The organism is Streptomyces sp. NPDC058008, from assembly GCF_042886395.1.
In the GTDB taxonomy this organism is placed as follows: Bacteria; Actinomycetota; Actinomycetes; order Streptomycetales; family Streptomycetaceae; genus Streptomyces.
This window is the reverse complement of record NZ_JBHVQX010000015.1, coordinates 47,870-69,219: the sequence shown is the minus strand read 5'-3', so window position 1 is coordinate 69,219 and position 21,350 is coordinate 47,870. Positions and strand designations below refer to the sequence as shown.

At 70.6% G+C, this 21,350-nt stretch carries 16 protein-coding genes; 3 read left to right on the top strand and 13 right to left on the bottom strand.

Annotation, left to right across the window (positions count from 1 at the left end; genetic code table 11):
• Positions 1 to 15: 15 nt before the first annotated feature.
• Positions 16 to 2,382, bottom strand: a complete 2,367-nt coding sequence (locus ACFVS9_RS16970) for a discoidin domain-containing protein (RefSeq protein ID WP_389933032.1) — start codon at positions 2,380 to 2,382, stop codon at positions 16 to 18.
• A 282-nt stretch (positions 2,383 to 2,664) separates the two neighbouring features.
• Here ACFVS9_RS16970 and ACFVS9_RS16965 point away from each other — a divergent pair, with 282 nt between their 5' ends.
• On the top strand, positions 2,665 to 4,014 hold the full coding sequence (locus tag ACFVS9_RS16965; RefSeq protein WP_383116447.1) for a glycoside hydrolase family 5 protein: 1,350 nt from the start codon (positions 2,665 to 2,667) through the stop codon (positions 4,012 to 4,014).
• Here ACFVS9_RS16965 and ACFVS9_RS16960 read toward each other — a convergent pair.
• From ACFVS9_RS16960 to ccrA, 8 genes are all read right to left on the bottom strand, one after another.
• Positions 3,980 to 6,127, bottom strand: a complete 2,148-nt coding sequence (locus ACFVS9_RS16960) for a SpoIIE family protein phosphatase (protein WP_383116446.1) — start codon at positions 6,125 to 6,127, stop codon at positions 3,980 to 3,982. The genes ACFVS9_RS16965 and ACFVS9_RS16960 overlap by 35 nt on opposite strands.
• A 239-nt stretch (positions 6,128 to 6,366) precedes the next feature.
• Positions 6,367 to 7,221 (bottom strand): CDP-diacylglycerol--serine O-phosphatidyltransferase, encoded by an 855-nt coding sequence (gene pssA, locus ACFVS9_RS16955; protein WP_383116445.1) that lies wholly within the window; start codon positions 7,219 to 7,221, stop codon positions 6,367 to 6,369.
• Positions 7,208 to 7,855 carry a phosphatidylserine decarboxylase gene (locus ACFVS9_RS16950; protein ID WP_145810505.1) on the bottom strand — a complete coding sequence of 216 codons (648 nt, stop codon included), beginning with the start codon at positions 7,853 to 7,855 and terminating at the stop codon, positions 7,208 to 7,210. The genes pssA and ACFVS9_RS16950 overlap by 14 nt, the downstream gene beginning before the upstream one ends.
• 182 nt (positions 7,856 to 8,037) lie before the next feature.
• Entirely contained in the window at positions 8,038 to 9,243 is a 1,206-nt protein-coding gene (locus ACFVS9_RS16945; protein ID WP_383116444.1) for an acyl-CoA dehydrogenase family protein, read from the bottom strand.
• Positions 9,240 to 9,782 (bottom strand): MaoC family dehydratase, encoded by a 543-nt coding sequence (locus ACFVS9_RS16940; RefSeq protein ID WP_389933027.1) that lies wholly within the window; start codon positions 9,780 to 9,782, stop codon positions 9,240 to 9,242. The genes ACFVS9_RS16945 and ACFVS9_RS16940 overlap by 4 nt, the downstream gene beginning before the upstream one ends.
• A gap of 1 nt (position 9,783) precedes the next feature.
• On the bottom strand, positions 9,784 to 10,758 hold the full coding sequence (locus ACFVS9_RS16935; protein WP_383116442.1) for an HpcH/HpaI aldolase/citrate lyase family protein: 975 nt from the start codon (positions 10,756 to 10,758) through the stop codon (positions 9,784 to 9,786).
• Positions 10,755 to 12,767: a protein meaA gene (locus ACFVS9_RS16930; protein WP_389933024.1), complete on the bottom strand. Its 2,013-nt coding sequence runs from the start codon at positions 12,765 to 12,767 to the stop codon at positions 10,755 to 10,757. Before ACFVS9_RS16930 ends, ACFVS9_RS16935 begins: the two co-directional genes overlap by 4 nt.
• 9 nt (positions 12,768 to 12,776) lie before the next feature.
• Positions 12,777 to 14,150, bottom strand: a complete 1,374-nt coding sequence (gene ccrA, locus ACFVS9_RS16925; protein WP_389933021.1) for a crotonyl-CoA carboxylase/reductase — start codon at positions 14,148 to 14,150, stop codon at positions 12,777 to 12,779.
• 497 nt (positions 14,151 to 14,647) lie between these two features.
• Here ccrA and ACFVS9_RS16920 point away from each other — a divergent pair, with 497 nt between their 5' ends.
• Positions 14,648 to 15,499, top strand: coding sequence for a restriction endonuclease (locus tag ACFVS9_RS16920; RefSeq protein ID WP_389933018.1), 852 nt, complete (start codon positions 14,648 to 14,650; stop codon positions 15,497 to 15,499).
• 37 nt (positions 15,500 to 15,536) lie between these two features.
• Here the strand turns inward: ACFVS9_RS16920 and ACFVS9_RS16915 are convergent, their stop codons facing one another.
• Positions 15,537 to 16,352, bottom strand: a complete 816-nt coding sequence (locus ACFVS9_RS16915; protein WP_389933015.1) for a TetR family transcriptional regulator — start codon at positions 16,350 to 16,352, stop codon at positions 15,537 to 15,539.
• 91 nt (positions 16,353 to 16,443) lie between these two features.
• Positions 16,444 to 18,225 carry a 3-hydroxyacyl-CoA dehydrogenase family protein gene (locus ACFVS9_RS16910; RefSeq protein ID WP_389933012.1) on the bottom strand — a complete coding sequence of 594 codons (1,782 nt, stop codon included), beginning with the start codon at positions 18,223 to 18,225 and terminating at the stop codon, positions 16,444 to 16,446.
• 343 nt (positions 18,226 to 18,568) lie between these two features.
• Between ACFVS9_RS16910 and ACFVS9_RS16905 the strand changes: the two genes are divergently transcribed.
• Entirely contained in the window at positions 18,569 to 19,141 is a 573-nt protein-coding gene (locus ACFVS9_RS16905; RefSeq protein WP_383116436.1) for an adenylosuccinate lyase, read from the top strand.
• On the opposite strand, the gene ACFVS9_RS16900 is transcribed toward ACFVS9_RS16905, so the two are convergent.
• Together ACFVS9_RS16900 and ACFVS9_RS16895 are read right to left on the bottom strand one after the other, a co-directional pair.
• Positions 19,119 to 19,691, bottom strand: coding sequence for a GNAT family N-acetyltransferase (locus ACFVS9_RS16900; RefSeq protein WP_389933010.1), 573 nt, complete (start codon positions 19,689 to 19,691; stop codon positions 19,119 to 19,121). The two genes, ACFVS9_RS16905 and ACFVS9_RS16900, sit on opposite strands and share 23 nt — an antisense overlap.
• A 47-nt stretch (positions 19,692 to 19,738) precedes the next feature.
• Entirely contained in the window at positions 19,739 to 21,307 is a 1,569-nt protein-coding gene (locus ACFVS9_RS16895) for an alpha/beta hydrolase (protein ID WP_389933008.1), read from the bottom strand.
• Between the last annotated feature and the right edge of the window lie 43 nt (positions 21,308 to 21,350).

Below are 21,350 nucleotides of genomic sequence, written 5' to 3'. Positions count from 1 at the left end.
CCGTCCCCCGTGCCCTCAGCTGGTGTAGGCCTCCACTTCGGACAACTGGCCCGCCGGCCAGCCGCTGTTCGCGGTGAACGTCAGCCGCAGGTAGCGGACCGGAGTCCCGGTGAGCGTCACCGTCGCGGTGTTACCGCTCGACGGGGCGAACGTGTAGCCGGCCGGCGCCTTGAGCGAGCCGTAGGAGGAGTTGTCGGTGCTGCCGGTGACCCCGATCGTCTGCGTGCGGGTCGCCCACGCGGCGGACGGGGGAAGCTTCAGCACCAGCCGCTTGACGGCCTTCGCGGCACCGAGGTCGACCGTGACGGACTGCGGGAAGGCGTTGTTGACGCTCTCCCAGTAGCTGTTGGCGTTGCCGTCGACCGCGTTGGCCGCGCCGTACACGTCGGCGTGACCGGACTCGGTGACCGGGCGTCCCTGAGCGAGGTTGCCCGTCTCCTCGGGCGGGTCGGTGGGGTCGGTCGGGTCCGTGGGATCGGTCGGGTTCGTGGGCCCGCCGCTCCCGGGCACTCCGCCGTTGGTCCACACGGGCGCGGGCCAGACACCCGTGCAGGCGGGCGGGTTGGCGTACCAGCCCGAGTTGCCGGTGCCCTGGGTGATCTGGAAGCCGCTGCCGACGCAGTTGTGGATCGGGTTGGACTGGGCGATGTGCGTGGCGACGACCTTGTTGAACGAGGCGGTGCCCGGAGCCTGGATCTGCAGCGCGTACGTACCGGCCCCGTCGATCTTGATGTTGTCGAAGTGCAGCCCGTTGCTCGCGCCCTCGATCAGGTGGATCGCGGCGTAGGAGCTGTCCAGGATCTCGCTGTCGGTGATGTTGATCGTGGCGTTGGAGATCGGTTCGTTGAGACCGCTGAACCAGATCGCGCCGACGCCGAAGCGCCAGTTGAAGTCGTTGTTCCCGGTCCGGATCAGGGTGTTGCGGGCTGCCGTGTGCGTACCCGAAACAGCCGTGCCCTGACCGGAGTTGACCCCCGGGTAGCGGTTGGCGATGTGCAGGCCGCCGCCGTTGGTGATCGTGTCCGACATGACGTTGTCGGAGATCGTGATGTCCTTGCCGCCGTACGTGACGATGTTGTTGGCGAGGATCGGCAGGATCACCGTGTTGAACGTGAACTTGTTCTTCACGTTCGGGACGTTCTCCGCCCACATCGCCAGACCGTCGTCACCGGTGTTGCGGACGAAGGTGTTGGTCACCGTGGAGTTCGTGACGCCGTAGTGGAAGTTCACCCCGTCGGCGGTCTGGTCCAGGATCCGGCTGTTCCTGATGGTGAAGTTGTCCATCGGGCCGTCCATCCAGGCGCCGCACTTGGTGTGCTGCATCCAGACGTTGTCGACGACCGAGTTGGACATGGCCCCGCCGATGGCGTTGACCTGGTCGTCGTCCACCCGCTCGCGGATGTCGCCGATGATGGCGAAGTCCTTGAGGGTCACGTTGCTGCTGCCGCCCTGCGCCGCGTACTTCCCGTAGACACCGACCGCCTTGGCGCGGTCCGTGGGATGACGCCCGGTCAGCACGCTGTACCAGGGGCCCGCACCGCGCAGGGTCACCTTGTCCACCACGATGTGGTCCTGGACCTTGAACGTGCCCTGCGGGATGTACACCTCCTTGCCCTGGGTGCGGCCGGCGTCCACCGCGGCCTGGATCTTCGCGGTGGAGTCGGAGGCGCCCGTCGGGTCGGCCCCGAAGTCGCCCACCACGTCCAGCGCCCCGGCCGGCTTGCCGACCGGCGCGCCGACCTGCTCGAAGTCCGCCAGGTCGATGGTGAACGACGGTGACGCGGCCGTGGAGGTCACCTGGAGCCGCACCTTCGTACCGGCGGCCAGGGTGGACCCGAACATGGTCCGGGTCTCGTCGTAGAAGTGGTGCGGGTTGGTGTCGCCCGGGTTGTTGTTGAAGGGGTAACCCCCGTAGAACCAGCCGTACTTCGAGGTCACCGGCACGCTCTTGAGCGAGGAGCCGTTGATCCGCAGGTCCAGGGAGGCGTCCCGGCCCGTCCCGGCCGCGTTGTCGGGCAGCGAGTAGCGGAAGGTCATCGCGTTGGCGGGGGCGGTGAGCGTGAACTCGACGTACTCGCCGGCGGCGTCGAGCGTGACGGCCTGGCGGCCCGAGGCCTCGGACGGCAGGGAGCCGTAGAGGCGGTCGGGGCCGATCAGGGAGCCGTTGGTGGCGGCGTACTCGGCTTCCTGTTCCTTGAAGGGCACGGTGGCGCCCCGGCCGGATATCCCGACGGGTGAGGGCGCGGGGACCGCGGCGGCCTGGGCGGGGGGAGCGCCGGCCAGTACGACCGTCGCCGCGGCGCCCGCGGCGACGAGGGCGAGGGAGAGCGAGGCGGAGAGGGAGCGTCTGAGGAGACGTGGTCCAGGGGGTGGTGGGGTCACGTGTGGGTCGTCCTTGCGGCTCGAAGGGCTCTTCGGACGCCCCACAGGCTAGGAGCACCGGAGTAAAGAAGTCCACGGTCATGCGCAAGATTTCGTCTGCATCACTCAAATAAACGACTCAAGACGGGAATACTGCATGGGTGTGACCGGAGCGCACCTTCAGGACGTGAAGTCTTGTCATGTGCATTGACAGTCGTTCCGTCGCACTGGCTTCATGTGAACAACGGAATGGGAGCGCTCCCATAGGCGCTTCCCGCCCACTCCCGCGAAAGGCGGCGACGGATGAAGCCATGGACGAGGAAGCCGTGGGGTACGGCGCTCGGCGCGGCCGTGACCGCTCTGCTGATGACACTGTCCGGCCCGGTCGCCGCGCAGCCGGCCCCGGCTGCACCGGCGGCGGCCGGGACCGGGACGGACTGGCTGCACACCGAGGGCAACCGCATCGTCGACGAACAGGGCCACCGGGTCTGGCTGACCGGAGCCAACTGGTTCGGCTTCAACACCACCGAACGCGTCTTCCACGGGCTCTGGACGGCCAATCTGGACACGATCACCCGGCAGATGGCGGAGCGCGGCATCAACATCCTCCGCGTCCCGATCTCCACCCAGCTGCTGCTCGAGTGGAAGAACGGCCAGGCCACGACGTCCAGCGCCGTCAACACCTGGGCCAACCCCGAGCTCAAGGACCGAACGACCCTCCAGGTCTTCGACGCCTTCCTCGGGGTCGCGGAGAAGTACGGCATCAAGGTGATGCTGGACGTCCACAGCGCCGAGGCCGACAACTCCGGCCATGTGCACCCCGTGTGGTGGAAGGGGTCCGTCACCACCGAGCAGTTCTACTCCGCCTGGGAGTGGGTGACCGCGCGCTACAAGGACGACGACACGCTCGTCGCGATGGACGTCAAGAACGAACCGCACGGCACGCCGTCCGACAGCCCCCGGGCCAAGTGGGACGGCTCCACCGACCAGGACAACTTCAAGTACGCCTGCCAGACCGCCGGCAGGCGCATCCTGGCGGTCAACCCCCGGGTGCTGGTCATGTGCGAGGGCATCGAGGTCTACCCGAAGGACGGCGTGAGCTGGACCTCCACCTCGGCGGCCGACTACCACGGCATGTGGTGGGGCGGAAACCTGCGCGGGGCGAAGGACCACCCGGTCGACCTCGGCTCCCAGCAGGACCAGCTGGTCTACTCCCCGCACGACTACGGCCCCCTCGTGTACCAGCAGCCCTGGTTCCAGGGCGAGTGGAACCGGACCACCCTGGAGCGGGACGTCTGGGACCCCAACTGGCTCTACCTGCACAAGAACGGCACCGCCCCGCTGTTCATCGGCGAGTGGGGAGGCCACCTCGACAACGGCCCGAACCAGAAGTGGATGACCGCCCTGCGCGACCTCATCGTGGAGAACGGCATCCACCAGACGTTCTGGTGCCTCAACCCGAACTCCGGTGACACCGGCGGCCTGCTGGGCTACGACTGGGCGACCTGGGACGAGGCCAAGTACGCCGTGCTGAAGCCCGCCCTGTGGCAGTCCGGCGGGAAGTTCGTGAGCCTCGACCACGAGGTCAGGCTCGGCGGCCCGGGCAGCACCACCGGCATCAGCCTGGGTGATCTGTACGGCGGGCGGCGTTGAGCAGCAGCAGCGCGATGTCGTCCGTGCCCGGGGTGGCCCGCTTCGCGTACCGCACGAGCATGTCGGCGACGGACTCCATGTCCTGGTCGAGTGCGAGGGCGAAGTGCGCGGCCAGATCGGCGGTTGCGTCGTCGAAGGCGACGCCCGGCGCCTCCACGAGGCCGTCCGTGAACAGGGCGAGCGCCGCACCCGGCGGCAGCGGGACCTCCGCCGTCGGGTAGCGGGACGCCGGGTCGATGCCGAGCAGGAGGCCGGGCGGCAGACCGAGCACCTCGGTCTGTCCGTCCGGCTGCCTCAGCAGCGGCGGGGGATGACCGGCGGTGGCCATGCGGGCGCTGTGCCCGGCGAGGTCGAGATGGACGTAGACACAGCTGGTGAAGAGTCCGGAATCGAGGTCGGTGAGCAGCCGGTTCGTGCGGGCCAGGACCTCGTCGGGCGGAGCCCCCGCCGAGGCGTGCACGGCGGTGCGGACCTGCCCCATGAGCGCGGCGGCGTTCTCGTTGTGGCCCTGTACGTCGCCGATGGCGGCGGCGGCGGTGGTGCCGTCCAGCCGGATCAGGTCGTAGAAGTCTCCGCCGACACCCATGCCCCGGGTCGAGGGAAGGTACCGGGCCGCCACGTCCAGGCCGTCGATCGCGGGGAGGGTCTGGGGCAGCAGGTGCGCCTGAAGGCTGTGCGCGAGCCGGTCCTTGGTGTCGTAGAGGCGGGCGCGGTCCAGTGCCTGGGCGAGCAGCCCCGCTATCGAGGTGAGCAGGGCGCGCTCCTCGGGTTCGAAGACGTGCGGCCGGTCGTAGGCGAGGACCAGGGAGCCGACCGGACGCCCCGAGACGATCAGCGGGAAGAAGGCGCAGGCGGCCACGGCGTCGCGGAGGTCCGCCGCGGGGTAGGCGCGCTCCAGCGCGGTGAAGGTGGGGAAGAAGTCGGGCACGCCCGTCATCAGCACGTGCGCCGCCGGGGTGGGCGAGGTCAGGGGGGCGCCGTCGAAGCGCCGCATGAGGGCGGGATGGCTGCCCCGGGTGCCCTCGACCCGCAGCCGGCCCTCCGCCGACGTCATCACGACGAGCGTCTGCACGCGGAAGGCGGGCATCAGCTGGTCGGCGCACAGCTCGATCACGTCCCGGGTGCCGACCGCCTCGGTGAGGGTCGCCGCCAGGTGCATCAGGTGGTACAGCGCGGTGGCCCGGTTCGGTACCGCTTCGGCGGTGGGCAGCGAGGGCGCGGGGACGTCGCTGGGGCCGGGCCGCGCGGTGGGCACGATCCGGACGCTGATGCCCGTGGCGTTCGGGAAAAGGTGGAAGCACAGCCATCGGTCCGGTGGGCGCAGCACGGTGAAGGACGTCTGCTGACGGCTGATGACGGCAGCCCGGTAGTGGTCCTCGACGGCGGGGTCGTCCAGCCAGGGGAGCGACTCCCAGGGAAGCGTGCCCAGGACGTCCTCGGCCCGCGTTCCCAGGAGGGCGACGGCCGCGTCGTTGAGGTAGGTGATCCTCCCGTCGATCGTCAGCGAGCAGCTCCCGCCGGGCAGCCGCCGCACGAACTCCGCGACGGCCGTGGCCTCGGCCGCACCGGGTGCGGCCGGCTCCGGCGGAGGCAGCACCCGCGGCACGATGCCGGGCAGGACCGGATAGCCGCCGCCCTCGGCCTGCTGGAGGAGTACGCCGATGCCGTGGCAGCCCCGGCCGACGGCGTCACGCTCCTCGGGAGACAGCTCCGGGGGGTGGGACCCGGGCCACAGGAGGGTCAGCCCGCCGCGGGTGGTGCCACCGGCGTGGATGGGGGCGGCGGCCAGCGCGAACTGGTACGGGAGCACGAGCGCCGGGCGCGGGTAGCGGCGGGCCATCTCCTCCTGGCTGCCGAGCCAGATCAGGCACCGCAGGCGCACGGAGTCGGCCACCGGTATCGGGGCGGACAGCGGGACCCGGGTCCACGGGGTGGCGAACTGGCCGGGCACCCCGGTGAGCACGGCCAGGTGGAGCGTTCCGCCGCCCGGCTCCAGCAGGTACAGCATCACCGCGGACGCCCCGGTCTCGCGTACGAGGTGGGCCACGGCACTGTCCAGCAGCTCCGTGCCCGAACCGGTGGTGGCGACAGAGGCGCCGGCATGGTCCCGCACGCCTACCAGCGTCCCCCGTGAGGGGTGGCACCGCACCCGCTGAGGCACACCGCCGGACGTACGGGCGCCGCCCGCCCCCCGGAGCGCGGTCACGACGGGTCCGCACCCGGTGTGCCGCGCCCGGCGCCCCTGACGGCGGGACCCGGACGCATGAGGGCCCCGGACGTGGGAGCCCCGGACGCGCGAGGGCCCGGATGCCGGGGAGCATCCGGGCCCTCGTGGAGTCGCGTTCCGCGTGGCTACGGGAGCTGGGCCGCCCGCGCCTCCCGCCGGTTGTCACGGAAGGTGTTCACCCGCCGCGCCGTGGCGAAGAGCGGGATCACCGCCCCCAGGACGACCTGCAGCGCGCAGCCGGTCTGCAGGAGCAGCTGTCCGCCGGGCGCGTCGAACGCCCAGGCGGCGAGGAGCCCCATCGCGGCCACGATCCAGCTGAGCATCGCCACCGCGAGGACACCCCGCGGCTTCGGGTACTCGACCCGGCTGACCATCAGCCACGCCACTCCGATGATCGCGAGGAGCGTCGGCACGAAGGGCAGCTCCAGGAGCACGATCGAGACGACCGTGAGCGCTCCGAAGGGGCTGGGCATGCCCTGGAACATGCCGTCCTTCAGCGTCACGCACGAGAAGCGCGCGAGTCTGAGCACCACCGCCAGCAGCACCACGATCGCCGCGAGCGCCGACACCCTCTGGTGTGCGTCGTCCGCGACCATGCCGTACACCAGGACGAAGTACGCCGGTGCGAGGCCGAAGCTGATCAGGTCCGAGAGGTTGTCCAGCTCGGCGCCCATCGGCGAGGAGCGCAGCTTGCGCGCCACGAGCCCGTCGAAGAGGTCGAACACGGCCGCCAGGAGCATGAGGATCACCGCGGTGGCAGCGGAGTGCCGGGCCATGCCCGACTCGTCACTGCCGGTGAGGTGCGGGATGAGGATCCCCGTGGTGGTGAAGTACACCGCCATGAAGCCACAGGTGGCGTTACCGAGAGTGAGGGTGTCCGCTATCGACAGCCGCATCGAGAGCGGCATGTCCTCGGCGTCGTCCTGCTCCTCGGCCTCCGGAACCCAGCTCGCCTGAGTGTCTGGATCAATCACGGTCAATTCGAGTCACCCCCGCGGTCGTGGCCTGGCCGACCTCGACCGCGACATCGACACCTTCCGGAAGGTAGATGTCCACGCGCGAGCCGAAGCGGATCAGACCGATGCGTTCGCCCTGCTCCACCTTCGTGCCCTGCGGGATGTAGGGGACGATCCGACGGGCGACCGCTCCCGCGATCTGCACCATCTCGATGTCGCCGAGCTCGGTGTCGAAGTGCCAGACAACGCGCTCGTTGTTCTCGCTCTCCTTGTTGAACGCCGGGACGAACCCGCCCGGGACGTGCTCGACCGAGGTCACCGTGCCGGACAGGGGCGCCCGGTTCACGTGCACGTTCAGCGGGCTCATGAAGATCGCGACGCGGGTGCGCCCGTCCTTCCACGGCATGATGCTCTGCACCACGCCGTCGGCGGGCGAGATGACGCGGCCCTGGGTGATCTCGCGCTCGGGGTCACGGAAGAACCACAGCATGCCCGCCGCGAGCGCGGTGGTGGGCACGGCCACGGCGGCCCAGCGTCCGGACTTGCGGGCCCGGGCGAGGCTGAGTGCCGCGGTGGCGACGGTCGGGAGGAGCCACGGCGATGCTCCGCGGGCGAGGCGGACCCCGCCGCGCGTTGCAGGGATTTGGCTGTCGGGCATGGATGACCTTCGTAGCGGATGATGCCGCGCTGGCAACGGGGGGACGGCGGCTTTCCCGCGATGCTATCGGGTGCGAGCGGCAACTGGGCAAGCCAGAAGCCGAGTCGGACAGCTGAAAGGCTCCGGACGGGGTTGACCGGGTGTGATGTTCTTCGCCACCAAATCACCTCGAAAGGGACGTTTCAGCCCTGGAACCGGTACTCCTCGAGCAGCCGGCGACCGATGATCATTTTCTGGATCTCGGCGGTACCTTCACCGATCAGCAGCATCGGGGCCTCGCGGTAGAGGCGCTCGATCTCGTACTCCTTGGAGAAGCCGTAACCGCCGTGGATACGGAAGGCGTCCTCGACGACTTCCTTGCAGTACTCGGAGGCGAGGTACTTCGCCATCCCTGCCTCCAGGTCGTTCCGCTCCCCGGAGTCCTTTTTGCGCGCTGCATTCACCATCATGGCATGGGCGGCTTCGACCTTGGTGGCCATTTCGGCCAGTTTGAACTGGATCGCCTGGTGCTGGGCGATCGGTTTTCCGAAGGTCTCACGCTGCTGGGCGTAGGAGATGCCCAGTTCGAACGCACGTTGTGCGACGCCGCAGCCACGCGCGGCGACATTCACCCGCCCGACCTCGACACCGTCCATCATTTGGTAAAAACCTCGGCCGGTGACGCCTCCCAGGACACGATTGGCCGGAATGCGTAGTCCGTCCATGATGAGCTCGGTCGTGTCGACCCCCTTGTAGCCCATCTTGTCGATCTTCCCCGGGATGGTGAGGCCGGGGCGGACCTCGCCGAAGCCCGCCTCCTTCTCCACCAGGAAGGTCGTCATCGACCTGTGCGGAGCGGTCCCCTCGGGGTGTCCTTCGTCACTCCGGCACAGAACGGCCACCAGGGTGGACGTCCCGCCGTTCGTCAGCCACATCTTCTGGCCGTCGAGGACGTACTCGTCGCCGTCCCTGACGCCCCTGGACGAGATCGCCGAGACGTCCGAGCCCAGCGCCGGCTCGGACATCGAGAACGCGCCTCGCACCTCGCCCAGCGCCATCCGCGGCAGGAACGTGTCCTTCTGCTCCTGTGTGCCGTGCTGCTTGAGCATGTACGCCACGATGAAGTGCGTGTTGATGATGCCGGAGACGCTCATCCATCCCCGGGCGATCTCCTCGACGCACAGCGCGTACGTGAGGAGTGACTCGCCGAGGCCGCCGTACTCCTCCGGGATCATCAGCCCGAACAGGCCGAGTTCCTTGAGTCCTTCGACGATGTCCGTCGGATACGCGTCGTCGTGTTCCAGCCGGGTGGCGACAGGAATGATCTCCTTGTCGACGAAATCCCTGACCGTGGAGAGGATTTCCTGCTGGACGTCCGTCAGACCTGCGGTCCGGGCGAGTCGGCTCATGGCTGCTTCTCCTGCTTCTCCGCGTTCCTGTCCGGCGGCTGAACGGTCTCGGGCCGGCCCGGCTGCTCCCCGCCGCGCGCCCGGACGTACGCCTCGGTGGGGACCATCACCTTGCGGCGGAACACGCAGACCAGCGTCCCGTCCTGCTTGTGCCCCCTCGTCTCGACGTGGACGATGCCGCGGTCGTTCTTCGACCTCGACGGGGTCTTGCCGAGCACGGTCGTCTCGCCGTAGACCGTGTCGCCGTGAAAGGTGGGCGCGACGTGTTTCAGCGACTCCACCTCCAGATTGGCGATCGCCTTGCCGGAGACGTCGGGAACCGACATGCCCAGCAGCAGTGAGTAGACGTAGTTGCCGACGACGACGTTCTTCCCGAAATCCGTCGTGCTCCCGGCGTAATTGCTGTCCAGGTGCAGGGGGTGGTGATTCATGGTCAGCAGGCAGAACAGGTGGTCGTCGTATTCCGTGACCGTTTTCCCCGGCCAGTGCTTGTAGACAGCACCGACCTCGAACTCCTCAAAGGTGCGTCCGAACTGCATCTCAGGCCTCCGGGGCTTCGAACTCGGAGGTGCGGCGCATGCCGGCCGCGCGGCCCTTGCCCGCGATGACCAGGGCCATCTTGCGGCTGGCCTCGTCGATCATCTCGTCGCCGAGCATCGCCGAACCCTTCCTGCCGCCCTCCTCCGAGGTGTACCAGTCGTACGCGTCGAGGATCAGCTCGGCGTGGTCGTAGTCCTCCTGCGACGGCGAGAACACCTCGTTCGCCGCGTCGACCTGGCCCGGGTGCAGCACCCACTTGCCGTCGAAGCCCAGGGCCGCCGCACGGCCGGCCACCTCGCGGTAGGCGTCCACGTCGCGGATCTGGAGGAAGGGCCCGTCGATGGCCTGGAGGTCGTGCGTGCGGGCCGCCATCAGGATGCGCATCAGGATGTAGTGGTACGCGTCCGCCGGGTAGCCGGGCGGCTGCTGGCCGACGACCAGGGTCTTCATGTTGATCGAGGCCATGAAGTCGGCCGGGCCGAAGATCAGGGTCTCCACCCGGGGCGAGGCGGCGGCGATGTCGTCGATGTTCACCAGGCCCCTGGCGTTCTCGATCTGCGCCTCGATCCCGATCCGGCCGGGTTCGAAGCCCATCGTCTTCTCGATCTGGGTCAGCAGCAGGTCCAGGGCGACGACCTGCCGCGCGTCCTGGACCTTGGGCAGCATGATGCAGTCGAGGTTCTGGCCCGCCCCCTCGACGACCGTGATGACGTCGCGGTACGTCCAGTGCGTCGTCCAGTCGTTGACCCGTACGACCCGGGTCTTGCCCGTCCAGTCGCCCTTGTTGAGCGCGTCGACGATGTGGTGGCGGGCGCCCTCCTTGGCGAGCGGCGCGCAGGCGTCCTCCAGGTCCAGGAAGACCTGGTCGGCCGGGAGGCCCTGGGCCTTCTCCAGGAACCGGGGGTTGGAGCCCGGCACGGCCAGACAGGAACGGCGCGGGCGCAGCCGGTTCACCGGGGCGGTGGGCGTGGTCATGCGGAGACCTCCAGAGGGTCGAGCTTGTTCGCTTTCCGGATCTCGTCGACGATACGGCCGATGATCTCGGTGATGCCGAAGTCCTTCGGGGTGAAGACGGCGGCGACTCCGGCGGAGAGGAGCGCGTGCGCGTCGGCCGGGGGGATGATGCCGCCGGCGATCACCGGGATGTCCGGCGCACCCGCCTCGCGCAGCCGGCGCAGCACGTCCGGAACCAGCTCGGCGTGCGAGCCGGACAGGATCGACAGGCCGACGCAGTGCACGTCCTCGGCCAGCGCGGCGTCGGTGATCTGCTCGGGCGTCAGCCTGATTCCCTGGTAGACCACCTCGAAGCCGGCGTCCCTGGCCCGTACGGCGATCTGCTCGGCGCCGTTGGAGTGCCCGTCCAGGCCGGGCTTGCCGACCAGCAGGCGCAGCCGCCCGACGCCCAGGTCCCCGGCGGTGCGGGCGGCCTTCTCCCGGACCAGTGCGAGGGGGGTGCCCGCCTCCGCGGGGACGGTCACCGGCGCGGACGAGACGCCGGTCGGCGCGCGGAACTCGCCGAACACGTCGCGCAGGGCCCAGGACCACTCACCCGTGGTGACCCCCGCCCGTGCGCACTCGACGGTCGCCTCCATCATGTTCTCGGTGCCCGCCGCCGCCTTCTTCAGGGCCGCCAGCGCCTCGGTGGCGCGGGCCTCGTCGCGGTTGTCGCGCCAGTCGCCGAGCGCGGCGACCACCCGCGCCTCGTTCTCGGGGTCCACCGTCATGATCGCGGCGTCCAGGTCGGCGGTCAGCGGGCTGGGCTCGGTCGTCGTGTGGATGTTGACGCCGACGATCTTCTCCTCGCCGCCCTCGATCCGCGCCCGTCGCGCCGCGTGCGAGGAGACCAGCTCCGACTTCAGGTAGCCGGACTCCACCGCGGCCATCGCGCCGCCCATCTGCTGGATGCGGTCGATCTCGGCCAGCGACTCGGTGACCAGGTCGTCGACCTTGGCCTCGATGACGTGCGAACCGGTGAAGATGTCCTCGTACTCCAGCAGATCGCTCTCGTGCGCCAGTACCTGCTGGATGCGGAGCGACCACTGCTGGTCCCAGGGGCGGGGCAGCCCCAGGGCCTCGTTCCAGGCGGGCAGCTGCACGGCGCGGGCGCGGGCGTCCTTGGAGAGGGTGACGGCCAGCATCTCCAGCACGATGCGCTGGACGTTGTTCTCCGGCTGCGCCTCGGTGAGCCCCAGGGAGTTGACCTGCACCCCGTAGCGGAAGCGGCGCTGCTTGGGGTTCGCGATGCCGTACCGCTCCCGGGTGACCCGGTCCCAGATGCGGCCGAAGGCGCGCATCTTGCACATCTCCTCGATGAAGCGGACCCCCGCGTTCACGAAGAACGAGATGCGGGCGACGACGTCCCCGAACCGCTCCTCCGGCACCTGCCCGGAGTCACGGACGGCGTCGAGCACCGCTATGGCCGTCGACATGGCGTACGCGATCTCCTGGACCGGGGTGGCCCCCGCCTCCTGGAGGTGGTAGCTGCAGATGTTGATCGGGTTCCACTTCGGGATGCGGTTGACCGTGTACGTGATCATGTCGGTCGTCAGCCGCAGCGAGGGCCCCGGCGGGAAGACGTGCGTCCCGCGCGAGAGGTACTCCTTCACGATGTCGTTCTGCGTGGTGCCCTGGAGCCGGCCGGGGTCCGCGCCCTGTTCCTCCGCGACCACCTGGTACAGCGCCAGCAGCCACATCGCGGTCGCGTTGATCGTCATCGAGGTGTTCATCTGCTCCAGGGGGATGTCCTGGAACAGCCGCCGCATGTCACCGAGGTGCGAGACCGGCACCCCGACCCGGCCCACCTCGCCGCGGGCGAGCACGTGGTCGGGGTCGTAGCCGGTCTGCGTGGGCAGGTCGAAGGCGACCGAGAGACCCGTCTGGCCCTTGGCGAGGTTGCGCCGGTAGAGCTCGTTGGACGCCTCGGCGGTCGAGTGCCCGGCGTACGTCCGCATCAGCCACGGACGGTCCTTCTGACGTTCGGTCATGGAGGGACCTCAGACGTTGCGGGTGGATGGGTTGGCCCGCTCCGCCGATGTGTCACGGAACAGGTTGATGGCGTCGACGTGCCGCTCCCGCAGCTCCGGGTCGCTCACGCCCATCCCCTCGCGGGGGGCCAGCGCGAGCACACCGACCTTGCCCTGGTGCAGGTTGCGGTGCACGTCGTACGCGGCCTGGCCGGTGTCCTCCAGGGAGTAGACCTTGGAGAGCGTCGGGTGGATCTTCCCCTTGGCGATCAGCCGGTTGGCCTCCCACGCCTCCCGGTAGTTGGCGAAGTGGGAGCCGACGATCCTCTTGAGCGACATCCACAGGTAGCGGTTGTCGTACTCGTGCTGGTAGCCCGAGGTCGAGGCGCAGGTGACGATCGTGCCGCCCTTGCGGGTCACGTACACGCTCGCGCCGAAGGTCTCGCGGCCCGGGTGCTCGAAGACGATGTCCACGTCCTCGCCGCCGGTCAGCTCGCGGATGCGCTTGCCGAAGCGCTTCCACTCACGCGGGTCCTGGTGGTGCTCGTCCTTCCAGAACCTGTAGTCCTCGGCGTTGCGGTCGATGATCGCGGTGGCGCCCATCCTGCGGCAGATCTCCGCCTTCTGGTCGCTGGAGACGACGCAGATCGGGTTGGCGCCGCCGGCCAGCGCGAACTGGGTCGCGTACGAGCCGAGTCCGCCGCTCGCGCCCCAGATCAGCACGTTGTCGCCCTGCTTCATGCCGGCGCCGTTGCGCGAGACGAGCTGGCGGTACGCGGTGGAGTTGACCAGGCCCGGAGCCGCCGCCTCCTCCCAGCTGAGGTGCTTCGGCTTGGGCATCAGCTGGTTGGACTTGACGAGCGCGATCTCCGCCAGGCCGCCGAAGTTGGTCTCGAAGCCCCAGATGCGCTGCTCGGGGTCGAGCATCGTGTCGTTGTGCCCGTCACTGGATTCGAGCTCGACGGACAGGCAGTGCGCGACGACCTCGTCGCCCGGGGCCCAGGCGTTGACGCCGGGCCCGGTGCGCAGGACGACACCCGCCAGGTCGGATCCGATGACGTGGTACGGCAGGTCGTGCCGCTTGCTGAGGTCGCTGAGCCTGCCGTACCGCTCCAGGAAGCCGAAGGTCGAGACGGGCTCGAAGATCGACGTCCACACGGAGTTGTAGTTGACCGAGCTGGCCATGACGGCCACCAGGGCCTCGCCCGGCCCGAGTTCGGGCACCGGCACGTCCTCGACATGGAGGGACTCGCGGGGGTCCTTGTCGTGGCCGGCGACGCCGGCGAACATCTCGGCCTCGTCCTTGTGGACGGTCACCGCGCGGTACGACTCGGGGATGGACAGGCCCGCGAAGTCCGCGGCCGTGCTGTCCCGCGATTCGATCGCGTCCAGGATTTCCTTCACGGTGTTGCCTCCGGCAGATCGGGTCTCCGGCTCGGGAGGACGCCGGAGTACCCCTGTGGTCAGGGGGAGCGGTGCGGTGTGGAGGTGTGCCGTCGGTTCGGCAGGTGGTGCTGCGGGCCTGCTCGGTGGAGCAGAAGGGTGTGCCTGTGACGCAGGCGCCCGGGCGCGCCGACACGTGGTCTGCGGGGACAGCCGGCGTACGAGAGGTCTCTGCACGCCGGCCGCCCGGACACCTTCAACGTATGGCACTCCGTGACAGGTGGCAAGGCACCCAGTGCCAACAATTTCTCTCAGTTGTCATCTCGTAGGCACGCATGAGCAACATCATGGGCGGTATGCCTGATTGCTCCCCTGTTTGTGGGCTCCATGGCGCGCTGCGGTACCCGTACGGCGTCGTCGGCGCGGGACCGGCCGCACGGCCGGGTGCGTCAACCCGTGGCCCCTGGGCAGACGAAAGTGATCTTGACGGGACCGTGAGGGACAGGGGTGGGTACGCGATGGGCATACCGGTGCGCAGAGGGGCCCGCAAGGGCCGCAGATCCGAATTCGACCTCCGCCGGACCACGTTCGGCTTCGTGTTCCTCGCCCTCCTGGTCTGCGGCGGCGGACTGGCGGTGCGCACCGCGCTGAAGAGCGCCGAACGGCATCCGGTGGCCGTCGCCGTCCTGGCCGTCGTCCTGGTGGCGGTGCTCGTGGCGCTGCTGCGCGGGCGCCGTGTCCGCGGGGCGGCGGCCGGGGTCGCGGGGAGCGCCCTCGGGGCCGCCCGCGACGCGGTGGACGCCGCCCTGGAGGAACGGCCCGTGGAGGGCGGCGTTCCGGACGCGGGGCAGGACGCGGGGCCGGACCCCGACCCGGAGCCGGTGCCGGCCGGCGGGACGCCGGAGGATCCGTACGGGTACGCGGCGATGGACCCGTACGACTTCGAGGAGGCCGTGGCCGCCCTCTGCGGGCGGGACGGCTGCACGGACGCGGAGGTCGTCGGAGGCGCCGGCGACCTGGGCGCGGACGTGGTGGCCACCACCCCGGACGGCCGCAGCCTGGTGATCCAGTGCAAGCGGTACACGGAGGGCAACAAGGTCGGCTCGCAGGACCTCCAGCGCTTCGGCGGCACCTGCTACGCGGTGCACGGCGCCGACACGGCGGTCGTCGTCACCACCGGCGCGTTCACGGAGCCCGCGCTGGAGTACGCCGGGAGGTGCGGCATCGTCTGTGTCGGCATCGAAGGACTCACCGCGTGGAGCGAGGGCTCGGCCCCGCCGCCCTGGTACGCGGAGGCGGCCCTCGGCCCCTCGGGGTCCTTCGTGCGGACCGGGCCGGACCAGGCGCCGGAACACGTGAGCCCGGCATGATCGGGGCGGGAGGACCCCGGAGGGCCGGGGCCCGTCCTCAGTGCTCCTTCAGGGCCTGCTGGATCGTGCGCATGACCTCGTCGAGCGGTGCGTCGGTACGGGCCACGGCGACCAGCACCTCGCCCTCCCTGGACACCGAGGCCGCGGGGGTCCTGGCGGGCTCGCCCCCCACGGTCCGGCCCGCGCCGATCCCCGTGCCGAAGGTGTCCCGGACGATCGCGAACGCGTGGTCGAGCTGCGACTCGACGTCGCCCTTGCCGCCCGCCCGCAGCCAGCGCCGCAGCACGTGGTTGTGCGCGGTCACGACCGCGGACGCCGCGACCTCCGCGAGCAGCGGGTCGTCGTTGCCCACGTGATGGTCGCGCTCGTCGAAGTGGCCCAGCAGATAGCGTGTGAACAGCCGCTCGTAGCGGGCCACCGAGGCGATCTCGGCCTCGCGCAGCGTGGGCACCTCACGGGTCAGCTTGTAGCGCGCCACGGAGACCGCGGGCTTCGCCGCGTACATCTTCATGACCTCTTTGATGCCGCGGCACACGGTGTCGAGGGGGTGCTCGTGCGCGGGGGCCGCGTTGAGGACGGCCTCGGCCCTGACGAGGGTGTCGTCGTGGTCCGGGAAGATCGCCTCCTCCTTGGAACGGAAGTGGCGGAAGAACGTGCGCCGGGCGACCCCGGCCGCCCCCGCGATCTCGTCGACCGTCGTCGCCTCGTACCCCTTGGTGGCGAACAGTTCCATGGCCGCCGCGGCCAGTTCACGGCGCATCTTGAGCCGTTGCGCGGCCGCCCGGGTGCCTGCGGCACTCTCCGGGGCGTCCTTCGCGGCGGAGGAACGGGGGGGCTTGGCGGGTTGGGACATGAGGTGAACGTAACCCATCGGCGCAGGGGAGCGCGCCTGTGGGGGCGGGTCGCCCGACGGCCCCAGCAACCCGCCCCACCCGGCCCCGGGGTCAGCGCCGGGCATATTCGCGGAAGCCGCGCCCCGTCTTCCGGCCGAGGCAGCCCGCGGCCACCAGATGCTCGAGCAGCGGCGCCGGGGCGAGGCCCGGGTCGCGGAACTCGCCGTGCAGGACCTTCTCGATGGCGAGGGAGACGTCGAGGCCGACCACGTCCAGGAGCTCGAAGGGCCCCATGGGGTAGCCCCCGCCCAGCTTCATGGCCGCGTCGATGTCGTCGAGCGTCGCGTAGTGCTCCTCGACCATCTTGATCGCGTTGTTGAGGTAGGGGAACAGCAGCGCGTTCACGATGAAGCCGGCTCGGTCACCGCAGTCGACGGGATGCTTGCGCACCTTCACGCAGATCCCGCGGACCGTGGCGTGCGCCTCGTCCGAGGTCAGCACCGTGCGGACCACCTCGACCAGTTTCATCGCGGGCGCCGGGTTGAAGAAGTGCATCCCGACGACGTCCCCGGGCCGCGAGGTCACGCTGGCGACCGCCACGACGGGCAGGGACGAGGTGGTCGTCGCCAGCACCGCGCCCGGCCTGCACACCTTGTCCAGGGTCCGGAAGAGCTGCCGCTTGACCTCCAGGTCCTCGGCGACCGCCTCGACCGCGAGGCCGACGTCGGAGAGGGAGTCCAGCGTTCCCGACGCGGTGATCCGGGCGAGGGTCCCGTCCCTGGCCTCTTCCGTCAGCCGGCCCTTGGCCACCGAGCGGTCCAGCGACGTGGCGATCCGCGCCCTGGCCGCGTCCGCCTTCTCCTGGCTGCGTGCGGCGAGCACCACGGCGTAGCCGGCCTTCGCGAACACCTCCGCGATGCCCGAGGCCATCGTCCCCGAACCGGCCACGCCCACCGACGTCACCTCCCGCCCGGCGGAGGCACCCGCGCTCCCGGCCGGGGTCAGCGCGTCCGGCACCACGTCCTGGCCGCCGGGGGCGTCGTACGTGTAGAAGCCGCGCCCCGCCTTACGGCCGGTCAGGCCCGCCTCGCCGAGCTGCCCGAGCACCGGGGCCGGGGCGTGCAGACGGTCGTGGGACGCGGCGTACATGGCCTCCAGGACCGTGCGGGCGGTGTCGATGCCGATCAGGTCGAGCAGGGCCAGGGGGCCCATCGGCAGCCCGCAGCCCAGTCTCATGGCGGCGTCGATGTCCTCGCGGGAGGCGTAGTTCGCCTCGTACATCGCCGCGGCCTGGTTGAGGTAGCCGAACAGCAGGCCGTCGGCGACGAAGCCCGGCCGGTCGCCCACGGCGACCGGCTCCTTTCCCAGCTCACGCGCGAGCCGGGTGACGCTCTCCACGGCCGGCGGCGCGGTCAGCACCGAGGAGACCACCTCGACGAGCTTCATGACCGGCGCGGGATTGAAGAAGTGCAGGCCGAGGACGCGCTCGGGGTGCTGCGACTCGGCGGCCAGCCGGGTCACCGAGAGGGCGTTCGTGCCCGTCGCGAGGATCGCGGTGGGGGAGACCACCGCGTCCAGCTCACGGAAGACCTGCTGCTTGATCTCGTACGTCTCCGGCACGACCTCGATGACCAGCTCGGCGTCCGCCGCGGCCCGCAGATCGCAGAACGTGCGGAACCGGGCGAGGATGTCTCCCCGCTCCCGCTCCGTGATCCGTTCCCGGCGCACGGAGCGCGCCGTGGAGGCCTCCAGGGAGGCGACGGCCTGGCGGGCGGCGGCTTCGCTGACGTCGATGCCGACGACCTCGCGGCCCGCACGGGCCAGGACCTCGGCGATGCCGGTGCCCATGGTGCCGAGGCCGACGACGGCGATGATGGTGAGAGGGGTGTCCATCACGGGACTCCAGGGTGAGTGACGACTGGGAGGAGCGCGGGAGCGGGCGGGCTCGGGGAGCAACCGGCGTTCCGTGCGCGGGAATCACGCGTCGTGGTGCGGGTCCCGGGCGCGCACCGCACCCGGGGGAGGGGGACGGGCTCTGTCCCGAGCCGCGTCGCACGAACTGCCGAACCGACGAGCACTCCGGGTGGCTGCGTCACCAGGCCACCGGAGCCGGCGGGTGTGTGTCCCGCTCACTTGAGATTAACCGGCGGGTAACGAGCGCGCCAGCCCTGGTCAGTTGTGCACTGGCACACAGTTTCCCCGAACACCCTGCGTGTTCGGCGCTAGACTCAGGGTCATGGATGAGGAGTTCCGCTCGCTGGTGGACAGGCTCGGTGACGAGGCGGGTGGGTCCGTGGCCTTCCGGAGACTGCTCACCACCGAGGACGACGAGGAGCTGGCCCTGGCCCTGGTCGCACCCGAACGCCCCCTGTGGGCACGGGAGATGGCGGCCTTCCGGCTCGGCTGCCGGGGCGACCGCCGGGCCTTCGAGGCCCTGGTCCTCCTCCTCAACCACCGCGATCCCGAGCGCTGCGTATCGGCCGCGTACGCCCTCAGGCTCCTCGGCGACCCCCGGACACCCGGCGCGGCGGCCGCGCTCGCCACCAACCGCATGCGGACCGCCTACGCCCTGCACCCGGTGCGGCTCCTGACCGCCCTGCGCGCACCCGAATCGGTCCCCGCCCTGGTCAGCACCCTGCACCGGCTGCTGGCCCCCGGCGAGCCGCACTGGCGGGTCGCGCTCGCCTGCGTCGAGGGGCTGGGGGCGCTGGAGGACGGGAGGGCCCGCCCGGTCCTGGAGGCCGCCCTGCCGCACCCGCGCCTGGGTACGGCGGCGGCGGAAGCCCTCAGCCGGATGCCGGCGGGCTGAGGGGGCGAACGTAGCGGACCTCGGGCACCAGGGCGCCACCCGCCTCGAAGGCCTCCTCCGCACCGTCCGGGCGGAAGCCCGCCCGCTCGTAGAGGCGCCGGGCCCGCACGTTCTCCTTCAGTACCCAGAGCGTCATCGTGAGGAAGCCGCCCGCCGAGGCCCGGCCGGTCGCCTCGGTCAGGAGCGTGCGCCCGGTGCCCGTGCCGATGCGGTCCGGACGCACGTAGAGCGCGTACAGCTCGGCGCTCCCCGGCCGGGCGTCTCCGTCGCGGCACGGTCCGTGGCACGCCCAGCCCGTCACCGTGGCGTGCGGAGCCTCGGCCACCAGGTTCATCTGCCCGTCGTCCGCCGTGAGGTGCGCGCGCCGGCGCTCGGCGTCCCGGGCGGCGTCCATCGCGTCCAGGTACGTCCGTGGGACCAGTCCCGCGTACGCGTGCCGCCAGCCGCGCACCCTGATGTCCGCCACCGCGGCACAGTCGTCGAGGGTCATCTCCCGGACACGCACGCCGGGGGCGTGCGCCGGGACGGTCCGTGTGGTCACGCGGCCCATCCTGGCGTACGCCCCCGGCGCGGGGCCCGGCATTTCTCAGTCGCGGATCAGCCGCGGAAGCCGAGCAGGCCGTGCAGCGTGGTGCCCTTCGTGTCGGCGGCCGCCTTCGTCACCGTGGCGGCCTTCGGCTCCGGCTGGGCGGCGCAGACCGCGTCCGGGCCGCTGCCGCCGCCGGACGGGAGGGTGCCGTCGGTGAGGTAGGCCACCAGGTGCCTGTCCAGGCACCCGTTGCCGCTCAGCGTGATCCCGTGGTTGCCGCCGCCCTGCTCGACGACGAGAGCGGCCCCCTTCAGCCCGCGGCTCATGGTGACGCCGCCCTCGTAGGGGGTGGCCGCGTCGTCGGTGGCCTGGAGGACCAGGGCGGGCGGGATCGCGTCGTTGGTGACCTCGACGGGCTCCAGCGGCTCCACCGGCCAGGTGGCGCACGGAGCGTTGTACCAGGTGTTGTTCCATGACATGAAGGGCGACTTGCGGTGCGCCTGCCAGGTGTCGTCGCGCCACGTGCGCCAGGACCGGGGCCAGCCGGCGTCGCGGCACTGCACGGCCGCGTAGACGGAGTACCCGTTCTCACCGCTCGCGTCGACGGCCGCGAAGTCCTCGTAGGCCGTGGCGAGCGCGTCCTGGTCCTTGTCGTTCACGTACGCCGCGAACGTCTCGGCGAGGCGCGGCCAGTAGCCGTCGTAGTAGCCGCCCGGCAGGAACGTGTCCTCGAGCTCGGAGGGCCCGACCTTCCCTGCCGCGGGGTGCTTCTTCACCGCGGCGCGCATCCGGTACCACGCGGCTTCCACCGCGGCGGGGTCCTTGCCCAGGCGGTACACGGCGTCGTTCTTCGCCACCCACCCGGCGAAGGCCTTGTGGCGCGCGTCGAACGCGTGGTCCTGGCCGAGGTTGTCCTCGTACCAGACGCCCTTCGGGTCCACGACCGAGTCCAGCACCAGGCGGCGGACGCGCTCGGGGAACAGCTTGGCGTACACCGCGCCCAGGTAGGTGCCGTAGGAGTATCCGAAGTAGCTGATCCGCTGCGCGCCGAGGGCCCGGCGGATGACGTCGAGGTCCTTCGCGGCGCTGACCGTGTCCATGTACGGCAGCAGGTCACCGTGCTTCTCGCCGCACGCGGCGGCGAAGGACGCGGCGCGGTCGCGCGAGGCCTTCTCCGCCTTGCGGGAGTCGGGCACGGAGTCGGGGCGCACGGGCTCGAAGTACTTCGGTACGCAGTTCAGGGCCGGGGTGCTCCTGCCGACCCCGCGCGGGTCGAACCCGATCACGTCGTACTGCGCGGCGAGCTTCGCGGGCAGGGAGGACGCCACGAAGCCCGCCATGGAGAGCCCGCTTCCGCCGGGGCCGCCGGGGTTGACCAGCAGCGGGCCCTGCGAGGTCTTCGCCGTGTGCGGGATCCGGGAGAGGGCGAGCGTGACCGGCATGCCCGACGGGTTGTCATGGTCCAGCGGGGCGCGGACGGTCGAGCACTGGAGCGTCGGGTACGCCTTCGTCCCGCAGCCGGTCCACTTGAGGGACGCGGCGGACGGGGAGGGCGCGGACGCGGTGGACGGTACGGCGGTCACCAGACCCGCGACCGTCGCACCGACCGCGACCAGGATTCCTGCACGTTTCGTCATGGGGCCTCCCTGGGTCGGGGAACGCGGCTGTGGGGGGCACAGC

Coding starts and splice junctions, on each gene's coding strand:
- ACFVS9_RS16965 (WP_383116447.1), top strand. CDS start 2,665: ATGAAGCCATGGACGAGGAAGCCGTGGGGTACGGCGCTCGGCGCGGCC.
- ACFVS9_RS16950 (WP_145810505.1), bottom strand. CDS start 7,855: ATGCCCGACAGCCAAATCCCTGCAACGCGCGGCGGGGTCCGCCTCGCC.
- ACFVS9_RS16945 (WP_383116444.1), bottom strand. CDS start 9,243: ATGAGCCGACTCGCCCGGACCGCAGGTCTGACGGACGTCCAGCAGGAA.
- ACFVS9_RS16940 (WP_389933027.1), bottom strand. CDS start 9,782: ATGCAGTTCGGACGCACCTTTGAGGAGTTCGAGGTCGGTGCTGTCTAC.
- ACFVS9_RS16935 (WP_383116442.1), bottom strand. CDS start 10,758: ATGACCACGCCCACCGCCCCGGTGAACCGGCTGCGCCCGCGCCGTTCC.
- ACFVS9_RS16930 (WP_389933024.1), bottom strand. CDS start 12,767: ATGACCGAACGTCAGAAGGACCGTCCGTGGCTGATGCGGACGTACGCC.
- ACFVS9_RS16920 (WP_389933018.1), top strand. CDS start 14,648: ATGGGCATACCGGTGCGCAGAGGGGCCCGCAAGGGCCGCAGATCCGAA.
- ACFVS9_RS16915 (WP_389933015.1), bottom strand. CDS start 16,352: ATGTCCCAACCCGCCAAGCCCCCCCGTTCCTCCGCCGCGAAGGACGCC.
- ACFVS9_RS16910 (WP_389933012.1), bottom strand. CDS start 18,225: ATGGACACCCCTCTCACCATCATCGCCGTCGTCGGCCTCGGCACCATG.
- ACFVS9_RS16905 (WP_383116436.1), top strand. CDS start 18,569: ATGGATGAGGAGTTCCGCTCGCTGGTGGACAGGCTCGGTGACGAGGCG.
- ACFVS9_RS16900 (WP_389933010.1), bottom strand. CDS start 19,691: ATGGGCCGCGTGACCACACGGACCGTCCCGGCGCACGCCCCCGGCGTG.
- ACFVS9_RS16895 (WP_389933008.1), bottom strand. CDS start 21,307: ATGACGAAACGTGCAGGAATCCTGGTCGCGGTCGGTGCGACGGTCGCG.